The sequence below is a fragment of the Kiloniellales bacterium genome, from assembly GCA_030066685.1.
Lineage (GTDB): Bacteria > Pseudomonadota > Alphaproteobacteria > Kiloniellales > JAKSBE01 > JAKSBE01.
This window is the reverse complement of the sequence record JASJBF010000054.1, coordinates 32,227-47,492: the sequence shown is the minus strand read 5'-3', so window position 1 is coordinate 47,492 and position 15,266 is coordinate 32,227. Positions and strand designations below refer to the sequence as shown.

Genomic DNA, 15,266 nt, shown 5'->3' with positions numbered 1-15,266 from the left:
CTATCCCGCTTGGCTGAAGAACTCGAAAAAGGCGGCGTAGACCTCGTCGGGGCATTCCTCCGCGAGATAGTGGCCGCCGGGCAAGGGCCAACCGGTCACCCGGGCGGCCCGCTCCCGCCAGAGCGCCAGGACGTCGAAGTTGCGCGCCACCGCGCCTTGGGCGCCCCAGAGTGCCAGCAGCGGACAGTCGACCTTGCGGCCCTGGTCCGCGTCGTCGTGGCGGATATCGATCGTGGCCGCGGCCCGATAGTCCTCGCAGCTCGCCTCGATGGTGCGCGGATCGCGGAAGGCGGTGAGATAATCGTCGAGCGCCGCTTCGGTGAAGGGCGTCAGGCCGGCCGAGCCGCCTCCGCACTTCCACAGCCAGAAGGCCTCGGGGTCGGCGGCCATCATCCGCTCGGGCAGGGGTGCCTTCTGGATCATGAAGAACCAGTGCCAGTAGTCGCGCGCGAAGCGATCGGTGGTTTCGCGATACATCTCGCGGGTCGGCGCGATGTCCAGAAGCGCCAGGCGCACGACCCGCTCCGGCCAGTCCAGGGCCATGCGGTGCGCGACCCGGGCGCCGCGATCGTGCGCCCCGACCAGGAAGCGCCCGTGGCCCAGCCGCTCCATGACCCGCACCAAGTCGGCCGCCATGGCCCGCTTGGAATAGGCCGCATGCTCCGGGTCGCTGGGCGGCTTCGAGGAGCGCCCGTAGCCACGCAGGTCGCAGGCCACCACGGTGAAGTCCGCGGCGAGGCGCGGCGCCACCTTGTGCCACATCGCATGGGTCTGGGGATTGCCGTGCAGCAGGAGCAGCGGTGGGCCGGCGCCGCCCGTCACGCCGTGGATCGTCGCCCCCTCGCCGGGCAGGTCGAATCGCTCGAAGCCTTCGAACATAGCCCTGTCTAGATCAAACTGCGCTCAATTGGAATCAATTGAGCGCAGATAATTTGATCTATTCCATATAGATAGAGCAGCCTCCCGGCGAGTCCACTCGACGAGGTTGCGGCGCCGGTTCCGTGGCTCGAGGCCGACGGCGAGAGCGACGTGACCCGGCCTTGTAACAAAGCCCCGGCGTGGACCAAAGGGGAAAGGGGGAAGGCGGCCCACGCCGGGGTGAGTTAGGGGAGGCTCAACGCCATCACGGCGTGAGGCACCGGTCTCCGCAGCAGGGGATCTGCTAGAGCTGCGGGCCGCCCCGGTGCATGGCGGGACGATCGCCGCGGCCGCGCCGAAGGTTCGCGAGCAGGCCGCTTGAACTGAGTGCTGCTCCGACGACGACACAGGGCCACCGCCAGGGCCAGTGCCCCATAGTCGACGAGAAAGCGGAGCGGGACTTGCCAATAGCCGCCGGTTCGAGAAGCGCGCCGAAGATGCCGAGGATCTTGCCCGCCTACTCCCCGGACGACTTGCGCGCCTAAGCCGGGAGGTCGATCCCTACTTCAAGCTTTTGCGTTCAGGTTAGGTTCAAAAACTTTAAGGGCCTGGTCGCCAGCGCAGCGACCAGGCCCTTGAAGTAACTGGTGGAGCCGAGGGGAGTCGAACCCCTGACCTCTACAATGCCATTGTAGCGCTCTCCCAACTGAGCTACGGCCCCGGAGGTGCGAAGGCGCCGCGCAGCGGCCGGGCCCGCACCTGGGAAAACGAGCGGAACCTAGGACCGGCGGGCGGCCCTGACAAGAGCAAAATGGGGCCGGACCGCTTGGAGGCGCTCAGCGCTCTTCGCCGTCGCCGTCCTTGACCTTGACGTCGGAGAGGTCTTCCTCGTCCTCGCCGAGTTCCGAGGCGTCCTCGATCAGGGCGTCGTCGCCATCCTCGTCCGGCAGATCTTCGGTGTCGTCCAACTCCTCGTCTTCCAGATCGGCGTCGAAAGCCTCCTCGTCCTTGTCGGGCGCTGCCTCTTCGACGGCCGGTTTCTTGGCAGCCGCCTTCTTGGCCTCGTCCTCCTTAGCACCCGGCGCGCGTGACCGGCGCGAACGCAGCAGGGCCTCGGGATCGAACTCGACCCCGCAGGCGGGACAGACGATCGGCGAGCGGCGCAGGTCGTAGAACTTGGCACCACAGGCCTGGCAGATCCGCTTCGTTCCCCATTCGGGCTTGGCCACGTGTCCCTCCGCTGGTAGTCCCGGCGTCGTCGTTCCGGCACGGCGTGCGGCCGCCAATTGCCATGATCGCGGTGCGCTGTCAAAGGTAAATCGGCGCCGTTTCCAGCGCCCCCTTGCCGCGCCGACGTCCTGTGGTACAGCTGTGGCGGTTAAGCCCAGAAAGCGTGATTCCGAAGCCTTGGTTGCCATCACCGCACATCCCTGCGAGGGCCTGCTCGGCCGCATCCGCGTGCCGGGGGACAAGTCGATCTCGCATCGCGCCCTGATGCTGGGCGCCCTCGCGGTCGGCGAGACCCGCATCGCCGGCCTGCTGGAGGCCGAGGACGTGCTCGCGACCGCCCGTGCGCTCGGCCGGTTGGGCGCCGAGGTGGGGCGCGACGACGACGGTCTCTGGCGGGTCTGGGGCCGCGGCCTCGGAGGCCTGGTCGCACCGGAAGACGTGCTGGACCTGGGCAACTCGGGGACCGGCGCCCGTCTGATGATGGGCATCCTGGCCGGTCATCCCTTGACCGCGGTCCTGACCGGCGACGCCTCGCTGCGCAGTCGGCCCATGCGGCGGGTCGCGGCGCCCCTGCAGCAGATGGGCGCCATGATCACCGCGCGCGAGGGCTGCCGTCTGCCCCTGACCCTTACCGGCAGCGCCGAGCCGCTGCCGATCCGCTACCGCCTGCCGGTCGCCTCGGCGCAGGTCAAGTCGGCGGTGCTGCTCGCCGGTCTCACCGCCCCGGGCCAGACCTCGGTGATCGAGCCCGCGCCGACCCGGGACCACAGCGAGCGCATGCTGCGCCACTTCGGCGCCGAGGTCGCGGTCGAGGATCGGCAAGAGGATGACGCCGAGGTTCGAGAGATCCGCCTGACCGGCCAGCCGGAGCTGCAGGCGGCAGAGCTGCAGGTGCCGGGCGATCCCTCCTCGGCCGCCTTTCCGGCGGTCGCCGCACTGCTGCTGCCCGGCGCCGAGGTGACGATCGAGGGAGTCGGCCTGAACCTCCTGCGCAGCGGGCTTTACGAGACCCTGCGCGAGATGGGTGCCGAGATCCGCGAGGAGAACCGGCGCGAGCTCGGCGGCGAGCCGGTCGCCGACCTGGTGGTCCGCGCCTCTAGCCTGTCCGGCGTGAGCGTGCCGGCCGCGCGGGCGCCGCGGATGATCGACGAGTATCCCATCCTGGCGGTGGCCGCGGCCTGTGCCGAAGGCGCGACGGTGATGGAGGGCCTGGGCGAGCTGAGGGTCAAGGAGAGCGACCGCCTGGCCAGCATGGCCGCGGGCCTTGCGGCCTGCGGCGTCGAGGTCGAGGAGGGCGCGGACCGCCTGGTTGTCAAAGGCCGCGGCGGCCGGGTGCCCGGCGGCAATCCCGCGCCGATCGCGACCCGCCTGGACCACCGCATCGCCATGAGCTTCCTGGTCCTCGGCCTCGCCGCCGAACGGCCGGTCATCATCGACGACGGCCGGCCCATCGATACCAGCTTTCCGGGCTTCGCGTCCTTGATGGCGGGTCTCGGCGCGCGCCTGGAGGAGGCCGCGCCATGATCATCGCGGTCGACGGTCCCTCGGCGGCCGGCAAGGGGACCCTGGCCCGGGCCCTGGCCGCCCGCCTCGGCTTCGCCCACCTGGATTCTGGCATGATTTATCGGGCCGTAGCCGCCGCGATCGACCTGGCGGAGGACGATCCCGGCTTCGCCGCCGCGGCCCGACGCGCCGCCGAGGCGCTGACCCCGGCCGACCTGGCGCGCCCCGGGCTGCGCGACGAGCGGATCAGCCACCTGGCCTCGAGGGTGGCGGCGATTCCGGAGGTGAGGACCGCCCTGCTGGCCTTCCAGCGCAATTTCGCCGAGAATCCGCCGGCCGGCGCCCCGGGGGCGGTGCTGGACGGCCGCGACATCGGCACCGTGGTCTGCCCCGAGGCCGACCTCAAGCTCTTCGTCACCGCCAGCACCGAGGAGCGGGCCCGGCGCCGACACAAGGAGTTGCGGGAACGCGGCGAGGAGTCTATATACGCCCGCGTCTTGCAGGATTTGCAGACCCGCGATGCCCGCGACAGCCAGCGGGCCGTGGCGCCGCTTCGAGCGGCCGAGGATGCCATCGTCCTGGATACGACGGAGTTGGACAGCGAAGCGGCCCTGGCGGCCGCGATGGACATCGTCGCCGCGCGAGGGCGCAGGGACTGACCCGCAAGGCCGACAACGAAGCCCGGAGGACCGGGAAGACCGCCGGAGTCAACCGGCAGGCCCGTACACTCAAGCAAAGGAATGACATCCATGGCTCAAGCCACCGAGACCGCCGCCGATAGCGCCCCGAAAAAAGAGAACTTTGCCGCCCTGCTGGAGGAATCCCTGGGCGACGTCGACAGCCTGGAGGGCACCGTCCTCAAGGGCCAGATCGTCGCCATCGAGGGCGACACCGCCGTGGTCGACGTCGGCCTCAAGTCCGAAGGCCGGGTCGCCCTGAAGGAGTTCGCCCAGGCCGGGCAGATTCCCGAGATGAAGGTCGGCGACGACGTCGAGGTCTACCTCGAGCGCATCGAGAACAAGCACGGCGAGGCCATGCTGTCGCGCGAGAAGGCCAAGCGCGAAGAGGCCTGGACCCAGCTCGAGAAGGCCTTCCAGGCCAACGAGCGGGTCTCGGGGGTCATTTTCGGCCGGGTCAAGGGCGGCTTCACCGTCGACCTTTCGGGCGCCGTGGCCTTCCTGCCCGGCAGCCAGGTCGACATCCGCCCGGTGCGCGACGTCACGCCCCTGATGGGCACGCCGCAGCCCTTCCAGATCCTCAAGATGGACCGCTCGCGCGGCAACATCGTGGTCTCGCGCCGGGCCGTCCTGGAGGAGACCCGCGCCGAGCAGCGCTCGGAGCTGGTCGCCAACCTGAAGGAAGGCCAGGTCCTGCAGGGCGTGGTCAAGAACATCACCGACTACGGCGCCTTCGTGGACCTCGGCGGCGTCGACGGCCTGCTCCACGTCACCGACATCTCCTGGAAGCGAATCAACCATCCGACAGAGGCGCTGTCGATCGGCCAGAACGTCGACGTCCAGGTCATCCGCTTCAACCCGGAGACCCAGCGCATCAGCCTCGGCATGAAGCAGCTCGAGGCCGATCCCTGGGAAGGCGTCGGCGCCAAGTACCCGATCGGCACCAAGTTCACCGGCCGGGTCACCAACATCACCGACTACGGCGCTTTCGTGGAGCTGGAGGCCGGTATCGAGGGCCTGGTCCACGTCTCGGAGATGAGCTGGACCAAGAAGAACGTGCACCCCGGCAAGATCGTCTCGACCAGCCAGGAGGTCGAGGTCATGGTCCTGGACGTCGACGAGCAGAAGCGCCGCATCAGCCTCGGCCTCAAGCAGTGCCTGTCCAATCCCTGGCAGGACTTCGCCGAGAGCCATCCGGTCGGCACCGAGCTCGAGGGCGAGATCCGCAACATCACCGAGTTCGGCCTCTTCGTCGGCCTGCCCGGCGAGATCGACGGCATGGTCCACCTTTCGGACCTGGACTGGTCGCGCTCGGGCGACGAGGCGGTCAAGGACTACAAGAAGGGCGACACCGTGCGCTGCAAGGTGCTGGACGTCGACACCGAGAAGGAGCGGATCAGCCTCGGCATCAAGCAGCTGGCCGAGGATCCCTTCCAAGCCGGGGCCGACGGCCTGCGCCGCGGCGCGATCGTGACCGGCACGGTCAGCCGCGTCCAGGACAACGGCATCGAGGTCACCCTGTCCGACGGTCTGGTCGGCTTCATCCGCAAGGCCGAGCTTTCGCGCGACCGCAGCGAGCAGCGGCCCGACCGCTTTGCAGTCGGCGAGAAGGTCGACGCCAAGGTGACTACCATCGACAAGAAGACCCGCAAGGTCACTCTCTCGATCAAGCAGCGCGAGGTCGAGGAAGAGAAGCAGGTCATGGCCGAGTACGGCTCCGCGGAGTCCGGCGCGACCCTCGGCGACATCCTGGGTGCCGCAATCTCCAAGGCCCAGCAGAAGACCAAGTCCGAGGAAGCCGAGCCGGCCAAGCCGGCCAAGAAGGCCAAAGCAAAGAAGGAAGACGCGGCCGAGGCCGCCGAAGCGGACGCCGAGGAGGCCGCAGATGCGCCGGCTGAAGACGCCAAGGCAAAGCCCAAAGCCAAGGCAAAGGACGACGCCGAAGACGAAGCGACGGACGAGGCCGAAGCAAAGCAGGCCGAATCCAAGGACTGAGCCGAGCCCGGGCGAGCCGACGGCTCGCCCGTGAGAAATCAAGCCCGGCAGCCCCGCGCTGCCGGGCCTTTTCTTTTTTTGCACTTGTCCAGGAAGATTCTAAAAAACGTCGCTATCTGAACGGCTTATCCTTGACGTCGAGGAAAGGCTCTGGCAGCTTGAAGGGACTCGGTCAGAAGGCACCCAAGAAATCCGCCTGAAAAACCTAGGTGCACTTCACGACCGCTTGTGCCGGGGGCGTTCCCCGTGGGAGGGGGGCATGACGAAATCTGAACTGATTCAGCGAATCTCCGAGCAGAATCCGCATCTCTTCCATCGCGACGTGGAACGGATCGTGACCACGATATTCGACGAGATCGCGGAATCCTTGGCCCGCGGCAATCGGGTCGAACTGCGCGGCTTCGGGGCCTTCTCGGTGCGGCAGCGCGGCGCCCGGGTCGGACGCAATCCGCGGACCGGCGATGCGGTCATGGTCAAGGAAAAGTCGATTCCCTTCTTCAAGACGGGAAAGCAGCTGCGCGAACGCTTGAACCAAGGCTGACCTTATCACGGCCGCGGCGCCCTGGGCTCGGGCTCGGCGCGTGCGGCACGGCGGGTCTAAGCTCGAGAGGCGGCGGTGAAGTTCCTGGCCTGGTTCCCACGTATCCTCATCACCTTCATCGGCGTGATCCTGGCCATCGTGGTCGTGTCCTTCGCCTTGTCCAATCGCCAGCGGGTCACGCTCGACCTCTGGCCCTTCGAGATCGGCGTGGAGCTGCCACTCTTCCTGATGGTATTGGTCAGCTTCGTGATCGGCTTTCTGGCCGGCGGTTGCGTCATGTGGCTCTCCGGCGCCGCCGCCCGGCGGCAGGCCCGGGAGGCACGGCGCAAGGCGGCCCGCCTGGAACGGCAGACCGCCGAGCTCCAGCAGCGCGCGGCGGGCGGCAAGGCCAGCGACGAACGGTTGCCGATGGTTGCCAACGGGAACTAGGGCGAGGTCCGAGACATGCTTGCAATTTGCATCTCTCGGACAAACGCCTAGCCTGGGGCACGATGCGTATCATCACCGCCGCCGAGGTCGAGGCCGCACTGGAATTCAAGGACCTCATCGAGCGCCTGCGCGAGACATTCCGCAAGGGCGCCGAGGTGCCCGTCCGCCACCACCATGAGATCGGCGGCGGCAGCGACGCGACCCTCCTGCTCATGCCGGCCTGGCAGTCCGGCCGCCACATCGGGATCAAGCTGGTCACGGTCTTTCCACACAACGGCGAGCGCAGCCTGCCCTCGGTGATGGGCGCTTATCTGTTGTTGAGCGGCATCACCGGCGAGCCGCTGGCGATGATCGACGGACCGACCCTGACCGTGAAACGCACCGCGGCCGCCTCGGCGCTGGCCGCCGGCTACCTGGCGCGGCAGGACTCCGAGCGGCTACTGATGATCGGCACCGGCGCGCTGGCGCCCTACCTGGTCCGGGCCCATGCCGAGGTCCGGCCGATCTGCAACGTACTGATCTGGGGCCGCAACCCGGACAAGGCCGAGCGGCTTGCCCGCCGCCTGAACCGGCGTGACTTCAAGGTCGCGGCGACGACCGATCTTGAGGCGGCGGTGCGCGGCGCCCACATCATCTCTGCCGCGACCATGACGCTGGAGCCGCTGATCCGGGGCGCCTGGCTGCAGCCGGGTCAGCACCTGGATCTGGTCGGCGGGTTCCGGCCCGACATGCGCGAGGCCGACGACGACGCTGTGGCGCGCGCCCGGGTCTTCGTCGACACCCGCGACGGCGCCTGCAGCGAGGCTGGAGACATCGTGCAACCACTGGAATCCGGGGTCCTGACCGAGGACGATATCGCCGCCGACCTCTTCGACCTGACCCGGGGCGAGCGGGCCGGCCGGCGTTACTACGACCAGATCACCCTGTTCAAGTCGGTGGGCTCCGCCCTGGAGGACCTCGGCGCAGCGCAGCTGACCTACGAGCGCGCCTGACGGCGGATCGGGGCGCGCGCAGGCATGAGAGCCGGGAAAGCATGAAGGTCGTGATCGTCGGCGCCGGCGTGGTCGGCCTCTCGACCGCCTGGGCCCTGACCCGACTGGGCCACGAGGCGGTGGTCTACGACCAGGGCCTGATCCCCAACCCGCGCGCGGCGTCCTTCGACCAGCACCGCATGATCCGCCTGCTCTACCCGGGCAATCCCGGCTATGCCCGCATGGTACTGGAGGCCTTCGAGGCCTGGGAGCGGCTTTGGGCCGACCTCGGCGCGCGGCATTTCTTCGACACCGGCGTTCTCGCCCTGGGCGGTATGGGCGGCGACCTGGCCAACGGCGCGCGCGAGGTCCTGAACGAGATGGGCCAGGCCTACGAGATTCTCGACCGGCAGCAGATCGAGACGCTCTGCCCCTACTTCGCCCTGCCAGAATCCGCCTGGGGCCTGATGGTGCGGCCGAGCGGACCGCTCTTCGCCGATCGCATCGTCACCGGCCTCGCGGCGCACCTGGAAAGCCGGGGCGTGGTGCTGAACGAGGAGCGCAGGGTGGTCGCCCTGGATCCCATGGCCGGGGAGATCGAGCTCGAAGGCGGCGGCCGGGACGGCGGCGACGCGGTCGTGGTCTGCGTCGGGGCCTGGATCGGCAAGCTGCTGCCCCACTACGCCGGCGGCCTAGTCGCCCAGCGTCAGGCCGTCTGCTACCTGGAGCCGCCGCAACGCTACGCCACGGCCTGGCGCGACGGGCCGGCGTGCGATCTGGGCGCCGAGGACGCGCCCTACATCCTGCCGCCGGTCGACGGCACCGGCCTCAAGTTCGGCCTCGGCCCGCACCTGCGCCCGGGCGATCCCGACGCCTCGCGGGAGCCGGAGGCGGGAGAGCCTGAGGGTCTCTTCGCCCAGCTGGCGCCCTTCCTCAAGGAACCCGAGGACTACCGGATCAAGGAGGCGCGGATCTGCTACTACACCACGGCCAGCACGCCGCGCAGCGACGACAGCTTCCTGGCCGAGCGCCAGGGCCGCTGCATCGTGATCAGCAACTGCTCGGGCCATATGTTCAAGTTCGGCGCAGTGCTCGGCGAGCAACTGGCCCTGGCCGCGACCGGCGCCCTGGCGTTCCAGGCTTTCGCCCGCTGGGCCGCCGGCGATCGGGAGGTCACCGCCGCGTGACAGGCGCCAGGTGACAGGCAAAGCGGCGGCTGGTAGAAGGCCGCCATGTCGCCGCAAGACCGCGTCCTCGTCGCCCTCGACACCCCGGACCTGGAACGGGCCAAGGCCCTGGCGTCGGCGCTGGCCGGCGTGGTCGGTGGCCTGAAGATCGGCAAGGAGTTCTTCACCGCCCACGGCCCGCAGGGCGTCCGCGCGCTGGCCGGCGGGCAGCCGCTGTTCCTCGACCTAAAGTTCCATGACATCCCCAACACGGTCGCCAGTGCCCTGCGCGCCGCCGTCGGACTCGAGCCGCTGATCATCAACGTCCATGCCAGCGGCGGCGCTGCCATGATGACCGCGGCGGCAGACGCGGTCCGTGACGCGGCCGCCGCGCGGGGCATCGCCCGGCCCCAGCTGATTGCCGTCACCGTGCTGACGAGCCTGGACGACGCCGACCTGGAGGCGCTCGGCCAGCGCGGCCCGGCGGCCGAGCAGGTCCTGCGCCTGGCGACCCTGGCCCGGGACTCGGGCCTGGACGGCGTGGTCTGCAGCCCGCGCGAGATCGCTATGCTGCGCGAGGCCCTTGGCCCGGAGTTCCTGCTGGTGGTGCCCGGGATCCGGCCGGACTGGGCCGCCAAGGGGGACCAGAAGCGGGTCACCACCCCGGCCCAGGCCCTGGCCGCCGGGGCCGATTACCTGGTCATCGGCCGGCCGATCACCGGTGCCGAGGATCCCGCCGCCGCCGCCCGCCGGATCGCCGAGGAACTGGCGGCCGCCGCGGCCTAACCAGGGTTCGGCCCCGAAGCTCGAGAATTCCCAGAACTCCGGCCACCAGTCCCTCGCGGCGGTCCCGCCAGACCCAAGCTTGCGGAGCGAGCTGCAGCCGCAGCCCCACATACCAGGGATGGCGAGCAGAGCCACTTTTGCTAGAAATGCTACGGGTCGTTGCACGGGCTGACAGACTTTACAGGACGCCAGGGGAGGGATCCGAGGCATGACAGAGGCAACGCCGGCCGGCCAGCCACGCCAGAAGCTGCCGGTCTTCAAGGTCGTCGGGGAGGCCTACGGGAGCTTCTTTCGACACCTCCTTTACCTGCCTCAGGCCGCCCTGCTGCCGATCCTGCTTGGCGCACCCCTTTACTGGGCCTACTGGCAGATCGTGAAGCCGATGATCCTGGGTGCGCCCGGCTCATTCTCGCGGGGACTCCTGCTGGTTTTGATCTACCTCGTCCTGATCTTTACCTTCATCATCTTCTGCGTAGCCTGGTACCGCCTGGAGCTGCTGGGGCCCGACCGAGGGCGGCCGCCGTTGTTCCCGCTGCCGAGGCGCCGGCACTGGCGGTTTCTCGGCTACACCCTGCTGATCTTCCTGATCTATTTCGCGATCGCGCTCGTCTTCGGGGTCTTGCCCATGGCCGCCCTTGCCCCCGAGATCGGTCCGGAAGGCGCCGCCCTAGACCCCGCGGCCGCGGCGAGCGTGAGCCTGCTGCTGTCCATCTGGTGGCTGGTCCTCTTCTGCGTGATCCTCTTCATCATGCTGCGGCTGTCCTTCGTCTTTCCCGCGGTCTCGGTCGACGAGGCCTATTCGCTGTCCGACTCCTGGCGCCACACCAAGGGGCAGGCGCTGCGCTTCTTCGCCGCGCTGTTCCTGGTCTCGATCCCGCCGGTCGTGGTGATCATGGTCTTCTCCCTGGCGACGACCCCGGACTTCATGATGTCGCCCGAGGGTCCGGCGGGAATGTCTCCGGAGCAGGTCATCGCGGAGATGGAAGACTACTTCCTCTATTCCATATCCGTCGGCTACGTGCTGGGGCTGTGCTACTGGGCGATCGTCATCGGCGCCGTGGTCGCCGCCTTCAAGGGCCTGACGGGATGGTATCCGGAGCCCGAGTCCGCCGCACCGACGGTTCCTGCGGATTCCTTGACCACCTGAAGCGGGACGATCCGAAGCTGAACCGGCTTCAAATCTGAAGCCCGCTTTCCTTGAGCGGTTGAGAGCACGATTCAGATGTGAGGTCGATTCGACCGCATATCGCCGTGCCCTAGTGTGGTGGTTCCAAACCCACCCGCTGCGCCTTCAGGCGATTGATTGGCGTGGCAGCAGGGCCCACCTCTGCTAGAGATGACGGCTGCCGGGACCGGAGAACGGGAGCGGTGCCAGGTTCCGCAGTGGGACGAAGCGCGCATGAGCCAGCAAGGACCGCCGCAGGAGGCCCTGCGCAAACTGCCCGTCTTTCAGACGGTCGCGGAGGCCAACGCTATGGTTTTCCGCAACTTGCCGAACTTGGCCAAGGCCGCGGCCCTGCCCTACGCCCTTTCGTTGGGGATCAACTTTATGCAGCAAGGCGGGACCGGTTCGCTGGCCTGGAGCCTGATACTCATCTTGCTCGGACTGATCCCCGAAACCTATTTTGCCGTCGCCTGGCATCGTTTCACGCTGCTGGGCCCAAAGCGCGCGGCACCGAGCCTGCTGCCTCCGCTCGCGCCTCGACACTGGCGTTTCCTGGCCTATGCCATCGTCATGCTGATGATCTCCGCTCTGCCAATCGTCGGCGGGTTCTCCGTTGTGGAATCGTTTCGCGGCCTTGACGGCCAGCCCTCGCCCGAGCTCGCTGCCGAAGCTGCGGGCGCTATGCTGCTTGTCATCGCGCTCTTGGTCGTCGCCGTGGTGCTGACCTTGAGGTTGTTGTTCGTCTTCCCGGCGGTCGCCGTCGATGAGAGCTACGGTTTGTCGGATTCCTGGCGGCACACCCGTGGCCAGGCGTTGCGTCTGTTCTCGGGCTTGTTGCTCCTGGTCGTGCCTTGGCTGCTCGTGACCAATATAGTGGGCGCGGCCCTTGCCAGCGGCACGGAGGGCGCGCCGGGCCCGATCGCGATCATGGCGGTCCTGGTGTTTCTCTACGTCGGCATGGGGCTGGGCCTCGCCTTCATTTCCATCGCCTTTCGCGAATGCACCGGCTGGATACCCGCTGCGCAGGCCGGGCCGCCCGACCGCGTCGGCGGAGAGAACCAGGAGACCTGATGTCGGTCGAGGCGAAGATCTGTGGCATCCGGGACGACGCGGCCGCGCGCGCTGCGGTCGACGGCGGCGCGGCCTTCGTCGGCTTCATCTTCTATCCGCCCAGCCCGCGGGCGGTAGCGCCGGAGGCCGCGGCCCGGATTGCCGCCGGCCTGCCGCCCGGCCTGGGCAAGGTCGCGGTCACGGTCGACGCCGAGGACGCGGCCCTGGGCGCGATCCTCAAGGCCTACGACTTCGATCTGCTGCAGCTCCACGGCAAGGAGAGCCCGGCCCGTGTCGCCGAGCTGCGCAAGCGCTTCGGACGGCCGGTGATGAAGGCGATCCCGGTCGCCGGCGCCGCGGATCTCGGGCGCGTGCGCGACTACCTGCCGGTGGTCGACCGGCTGCTCTTCGACGCCAAGCCGCCCAAGGACATGACGGGCGCCCTGCCCGGCGGCAACGCGCTGAGCTTCGACTGGACCCTGCTGGCCGGAAAGGACTGGCCGAAGCCCTGGTTCCTCTCGGGCGGCCTCGACGCCGCCAACCTGGCCGAGGCACTGCGCATCACCCGCGCGCCCGCGGTCGACGTGTCCTCCGGGGTCGAGGACAAGCCGGGCCGGAAGAACCCGGAAAAGATCGCGGCCTTTCTGCAGGCCCTCTCGGCGGTCTGATGGTCCGGCCTTAGGCTGGACTTAACTCGTACAACGCCAGAGTCTGCGCCGCCTTCGCCCGGATCGGCCAACGCCGAAGGCATTGCGAGCGCGGGCGCAATGGGGCAAAGTCCGCGCCCTGAGGCTTTCTGCAAGGCGATCGCGCCACCCATGGAACAGCTCAACACCTATCGCGCGGGCCCGGACGAGCGCGGCCACTTCGGCATGTATGGCGGCCGCTACGTCGCCGAGACCTTGATGCCGCTGATCCTCGACCTGGAGCAGGCCTACGAGGCGGCCAAGGCGGACCCGGCCTTCAAGGCCGAGTTCGAGCACTTCTCCAAGCACTACGTCGGCCGGCCCAGCCCGCTCTACTTCGCCGAGCGCCTGACCGAGCACCTGGGCGGCGCCAAGATCTACTTCAAGCGCGACGAGCTGAACCACACCGGCGCGCACAAGATCAACAACTGCCTGGGCCAGATCCTGGTCGCCCGGCGCATGGGCAAGACCCGGATCATCGCCGAGACCGGCGCCGGCCAGCACGGCGTGGCGACGGCGACGGTCTGCGCCCGCTTCGGCCTGCCCTGCGTGGTCTACATGGGCGTCGAGGACATCGAGCGGCAGAAGCCCAACGTCTTCCGCATGAAGCTGCTGGGCGCCGAGGTGATCCCGGTGACCAGCGGCAGCCGGACCCTGAAGGACGCCCTGAACGAGGCGCTGCGCGACTGGGTCGCCAACGTCGAGAGCACCTTCTACATCATCGGCACCGCGGCCGGCCCGCATCCCTATCCGGCCATGGTACGCGACTTCCAGTCGGTGATCGGCCGCGAGACCCGCGAGCAGATTCAGGCCGCCGAGGGGCGCCTACCGGACACCCTGGTCGCCTGCATCGGCGGCGGCTCCAACGCGATCGGCCTGTTCCATCCCTTCCTCGACGACCCCGACGTGCGGATCATCGGGGTCGAGGCCGCCGGCCACGGGATCGAGACCGGCAAGCACGCCGCCTCGCTCAATGCCGGCGAGCCGGGCGTGCTGCACGGCAACCGGACCTACCTGTTGCAGGACGGCGACGGCCAGATCCTGGAGGCCCATTCGATCTCGGCCGGCCTGGACTATCCCGGGATCGGGCCGGAGCATGCCTGGCTGCGGGACAGCAAGCGGGTCGACTACGTCGCGGTGACCGATCGGGACGCCCTCGACGCCTTCCAGCTCTGCTGCAAACTGGAGGGCATCATCCCCGCCCTGGAGCCGGCTCATGCGCTCGCCGAGGTGATCAGGATTGCCCCGGAGCTGCCGAAGGACCACATCCTCGTGATGAACATGTGCGGTCGCGGCGACAAGGACGTCTTCACCGTGGCCGAGGCCCTGGGAGTCGAGATATGAGCGAGGCCGCGCCCGCGGTCGCCGGCGCCGAGAGCCGGATCGACCGGCGCTTCGCCGCCTTGCGGGCGGAGGGCCGGGCAGGTCTGGTCGCCTTCGTTACCGCCGGCGACCCCGACCGCGAGACCTCGACCGAGATCCTGCGCGGCCTGCCGGCCGCCGGCGCCGACGTCATAGAGCTGGGCATGCCCTTCTCCGACCCCATGGCTGACGGACCGGCGATCCAGGCCTCCAGCCTGCGCGCGCTGAAGTCTGGCATGACCCTGAAGGGCGTGCTTGGCATGGTGCGCGGCTTCCGCGCCGGGGATCCGGACACGCCGATCGTCCTCATGGGCTATTACAATCCGATCTATCATTTCGGCGTCGATGCCTTCCTGGAGGCCGCGGTCGCCGCCGGCGTCGACGGTCTGATCGTGGTCGACCTGCCGCCCGAGGAGGACGAGGAGTTCTGCATCCCGGCGATTCAGGCCGGGCTGCACTTCATCCGACTGGCGACGCCGACCACCGACGACGCGCGCCTGCCGGCCGTGCTGACACGCACCGGCGGCTTCCTCTATTATGTCTCGATCATGGGCATCACCGGCACCCGGGCCGTTGACGCCGCCGCGGTCGAGCAGGCGGTGGCCCGGCTGAAGCGGCATACGGATTTGCCGATCGCCGTCGGATTTGGCATCAAGACTCCCGAGCAGGCGGCGGAAATCGCCAAGGTGGCCGAGGCCGCCGTGGTCGGTTCCGCCATCGTCGACGCGGTCAAGGCCGGGCTCGACGACGACGGCCGCGCCCGGGACGGGCTGGCGGCGACTGTCCTCGGACTGGTCGCCGAGCTGGCCCAAGGCGTCCGCGGGGCGCGTGGCTGAGGCGGACAGGA

At 68.8% G+C, this 15,266-nt stretch carries 15 protein-coding genes and 1 tRNA gene; 13 read left to right on the top strand and 3 right to left on the bottom strand.

Annotation, left to right across the window (positions count from 1 at the left end; translation table 11 throughout):
* From QNJ30_26300 to QNJ30_26290, 3 genes are all read right to left on the bottom strand, one after another.
* Entirely contained in the window at window positions 1-879 is an 879-nt protein-coding gene (locus tag QNJ30_26300) for an alpha/beta hydrolase (GenBank protein ID MDJ0946977.1), read from the bottom strand.
* Between the two features lie 624 nt (window positions 880-1,503).
* Window positions 1,504-1,579 (bottom strand) — tRNA-Ala (locus QNJ30_26295).
* 115 nt (window positions 1,580-1,694) lie between these two features.
* Entirely contained in the window at window positions 1,695-2,087 is a 393-nt protein-coding gene (locus tag QNJ30_26290; protein ID MDJ0946976.1) for a TIGR02300 family protein, read from the bottom strand.
* Window positions 2,088-2,265: 178 nt separating this feature from the next.
* On the opposite strand from QNJ30_26290, the gene aroA reads away from it, so the two are divergent.
* The 13 genes from aroA (at window position 2,266) to trpA (ending at window position 15,255) form a co-directional block, all read left to right on the top strand.
* Window positions 2,266-3,612 carry a 3-phosphoshikimate 1-carboxyvinyltransferase gene (aroA, locus tag QNJ30_26285; GenBank protein MDJ0946975.1) on the top strand — a complete coding sequence of 449 codons (1,347 nt, stop codon included), beginning with the start codon at window positions 2,266-2,268 and terminating at the stop codon, window positions 3,610-3,612.
* Complete coding sequence (cmk, locus tag QNJ30_26280) at window positions 3,609-4,250, top strand: (d)CMP kinase (GenBank protein MDJ0946974.1); 642 nt, start codon at window positions 3,609-3,611, stop codon at window positions 4,248-4,250. Before aroA ends, cmk begins: the two co-directional genes overlap by 4 nt.
* A gap of 90 nt (window positions 4,251-4,340) precedes the next feature.
* Complete coding sequence (gene rpsA / locus QNJ30_26275) at window positions 4,341-6,263, top strand: 30S ribosomal protein S1 (GenBank protein MDJ0946973.1); 1,923 nt, start codon at window positions 4,341-4,343, stop codon at window positions 6,261-6,263.
* 259 nt (window positions 6,264-6,522) lie between these two features.
* Window positions 6,523-6,804, top strand: a complete 282-nt coding sequence (ihfB, locus tag QNJ30_26270) for an integration host factor subunit beta (GenBank protein ID MDJ0946972.1) — start codon at window positions 6,523-6,525, stop codon at window positions 6,802-6,804.
* Between the two features lie 75 nt (window positions 6,805-6,879).
* Complete coding sequence (locus QNJ30_26265) at window positions 6,880-7,233, top strand: LapA family protein (GenBank protein MDJ0946971.1); 354 nt, start codon at window positions 6,880-6,882, stop codon at window positions 7,231-7,233.
* A gap of 62 nt (window positions 7,234-7,295) precedes the next feature.
* Entirely contained in the window at window positions 7,296-8,225 is a 930-nt protein-coding gene (locus QNJ30_26260) for an ornithine cyclodeaminase family protein (protein MDJ0946970.1), read from the top strand.
* Window positions 8,226-8,266: 41 nt separating this feature from the next.
* Window positions 8,267-9,391 (top strand): FAD-dependent oxidoreductase, encoded by a 1,125-nt coding sequence (locus QNJ30_26255; protein MDJ0946969.1) that lies wholly within the window; start codon window positions 8,267-8,269, stop codon window positions 9,389-9,391.
* Window positions 9,392-9,436: 45 nt separating this feature from the next.
* Window positions 9,437-10,156: an orotidine-5'-phosphate decarboxylase gene (gene pyrF / locus QNJ30_26250; protein ID MDJ0946968.1), complete on the top strand. Its 720-nt coding sequence runs from the start codon at window positions 9,437-9,439 to the stop codon at window positions 10,154-10,156.
* A gap of 208 nt (window positions 10,157-10,364) precedes the next feature.
* Window positions 10,365-11,303, top strand: coding sequence for a hypothetical protein (locus QNJ30_26245; GenBank protein ID MDJ0946967.1), 939 nt, complete (start codon window positions 10,365-10,367; stop codon window positions 11,301-11,303).
* A 156-nt stretch (window positions 11,304-11,459) separates the two neighbouring features.
* Complete coding sequence (locus QNJ30_26240; GenBank protein MDJ0946966.1) at window positions 11,460-12,392, top strand: hypothetical protein; 933 nt, start codon at window positions 11,460-11,462, stop codon at window positions 12,390-12,392.
* On the top strand, window positions 12,392-13,039 hold the full coding sequence (locus QNJ30_26235) for a phosphoribosylanthranilate isomerase (protein ID MDJ0946965.1): 648 nt from the start codon (window positions 12,392-12,394) through the stop codon (window positions 13,037-13,039). The genes QNJ30_26240 and QNJ30_26235 overlap by 1 nt, the downstream gene beginning before the upstream one ends.
* 150 nt (window positions 13,040-13,189) lie before the next feature.
* A complete protein-coding gene (trpB, locus tag QNJ30_26230) occupies window positions 13,190-14,401 on the top strand; it encodes a tryptophan synthase subunit beta (protein ID MDJ0946964.1) in 1,212 nt (403 codons plus the stop codon).
* The gene (trpA, locus tag QNJ30_26225; protein ID MDJ0946963.1) at window positions 14,398-15,255 is read left to right on the top strand and encodes a tryptophan synthase subunit alpha; all 858 of its coding nucleotides are present in this window, start codon (window positions 14,398-14,400) and stop codon (window positions 15,253-15,255) included. Before trpB ends, trpA begins: the two co-directional genes overlap by 4 nt.
* Window positions 15,256-15,266 lie beyond the last annotated feature (11 nt).

Bases quoted from the DNA above. Each gene is read 5' to 3' on its own strand.
- QNJ30_26300 (MDJ0946977.1), bottom strand. From the start codon at position 879: ATGTTCGAAGGCTTCGAGCGATTCGACCTGCCCGGCGAGGGGGCGACG.
- cmk (MDJ0946974.1), top strand. From the start codon at position 3,609: ATGATCATCGCGGTCGACGGTCCCTCGGCGGCCGGCAAGGGGACCCTG.
- rpsA (MDJ0946973.1), top strand. From the start codon at position 4,341: ATGGCTCAAGCCACCGAGACCGCCGCCGATAGCGCCCCGAAAAAAGAG.
- ihfB (MDJ0946972.1), top strand. From the start codon at position 6,523: ATGACGAAATCTGAACTGATTCAGCGAATCTCCGAGCAGAATCCGCAT.
- QNJ30_26260 (MDJ0946970.1), top strand. From the start codon at position 7,296: ATGCGTATCATCACCGCCGCCGAGGTCGAGGCCGCACTGGAATTCAAG.
- QNJ30_26255 (MDJ0946969.1), top strand. From the start codon at position 8,267: ATGAAGGTCGTGATCGTCGGCGCCGGCGTGGTCGGCCTCTCGACCGCC.
- pyrF (MDJ0946968.1), top strand. From the start codon at position 9,437: ATGTCGCCGCAAGACCGCGTCCTCGTCGCCCTCGACACCCCGGACCTG.
- QNJ30_26245 (MDJ0946967.1), top strand. From the start codon at position 10,365: ATGACAGAGGCAACGCCGGCCGGCCAGCCACGCCAGAAGCTGCCGGTC.
- QNJ30_26235 (MDJ0946965.1), top strand. From the start codon at position 12,392: ATGTCGGTCGAGGCGAAGATCTGTGGCATCCGGGACGACGCGGCCGCG.
- trpB (MDJ0946964.1), top strand. From the start codon at position 13,190: ATGGAACAGCTCAACACCTATCGCGCGGGCCCGGACGAGCGCGGCCAC.
- trpA (MDJ0946963.1), top strand. From the start codon at position 14,398: ATGAGCGAGGCCGCGCCCGCGGTCGCCGGCGCCGAGAGCCGGATCGAC.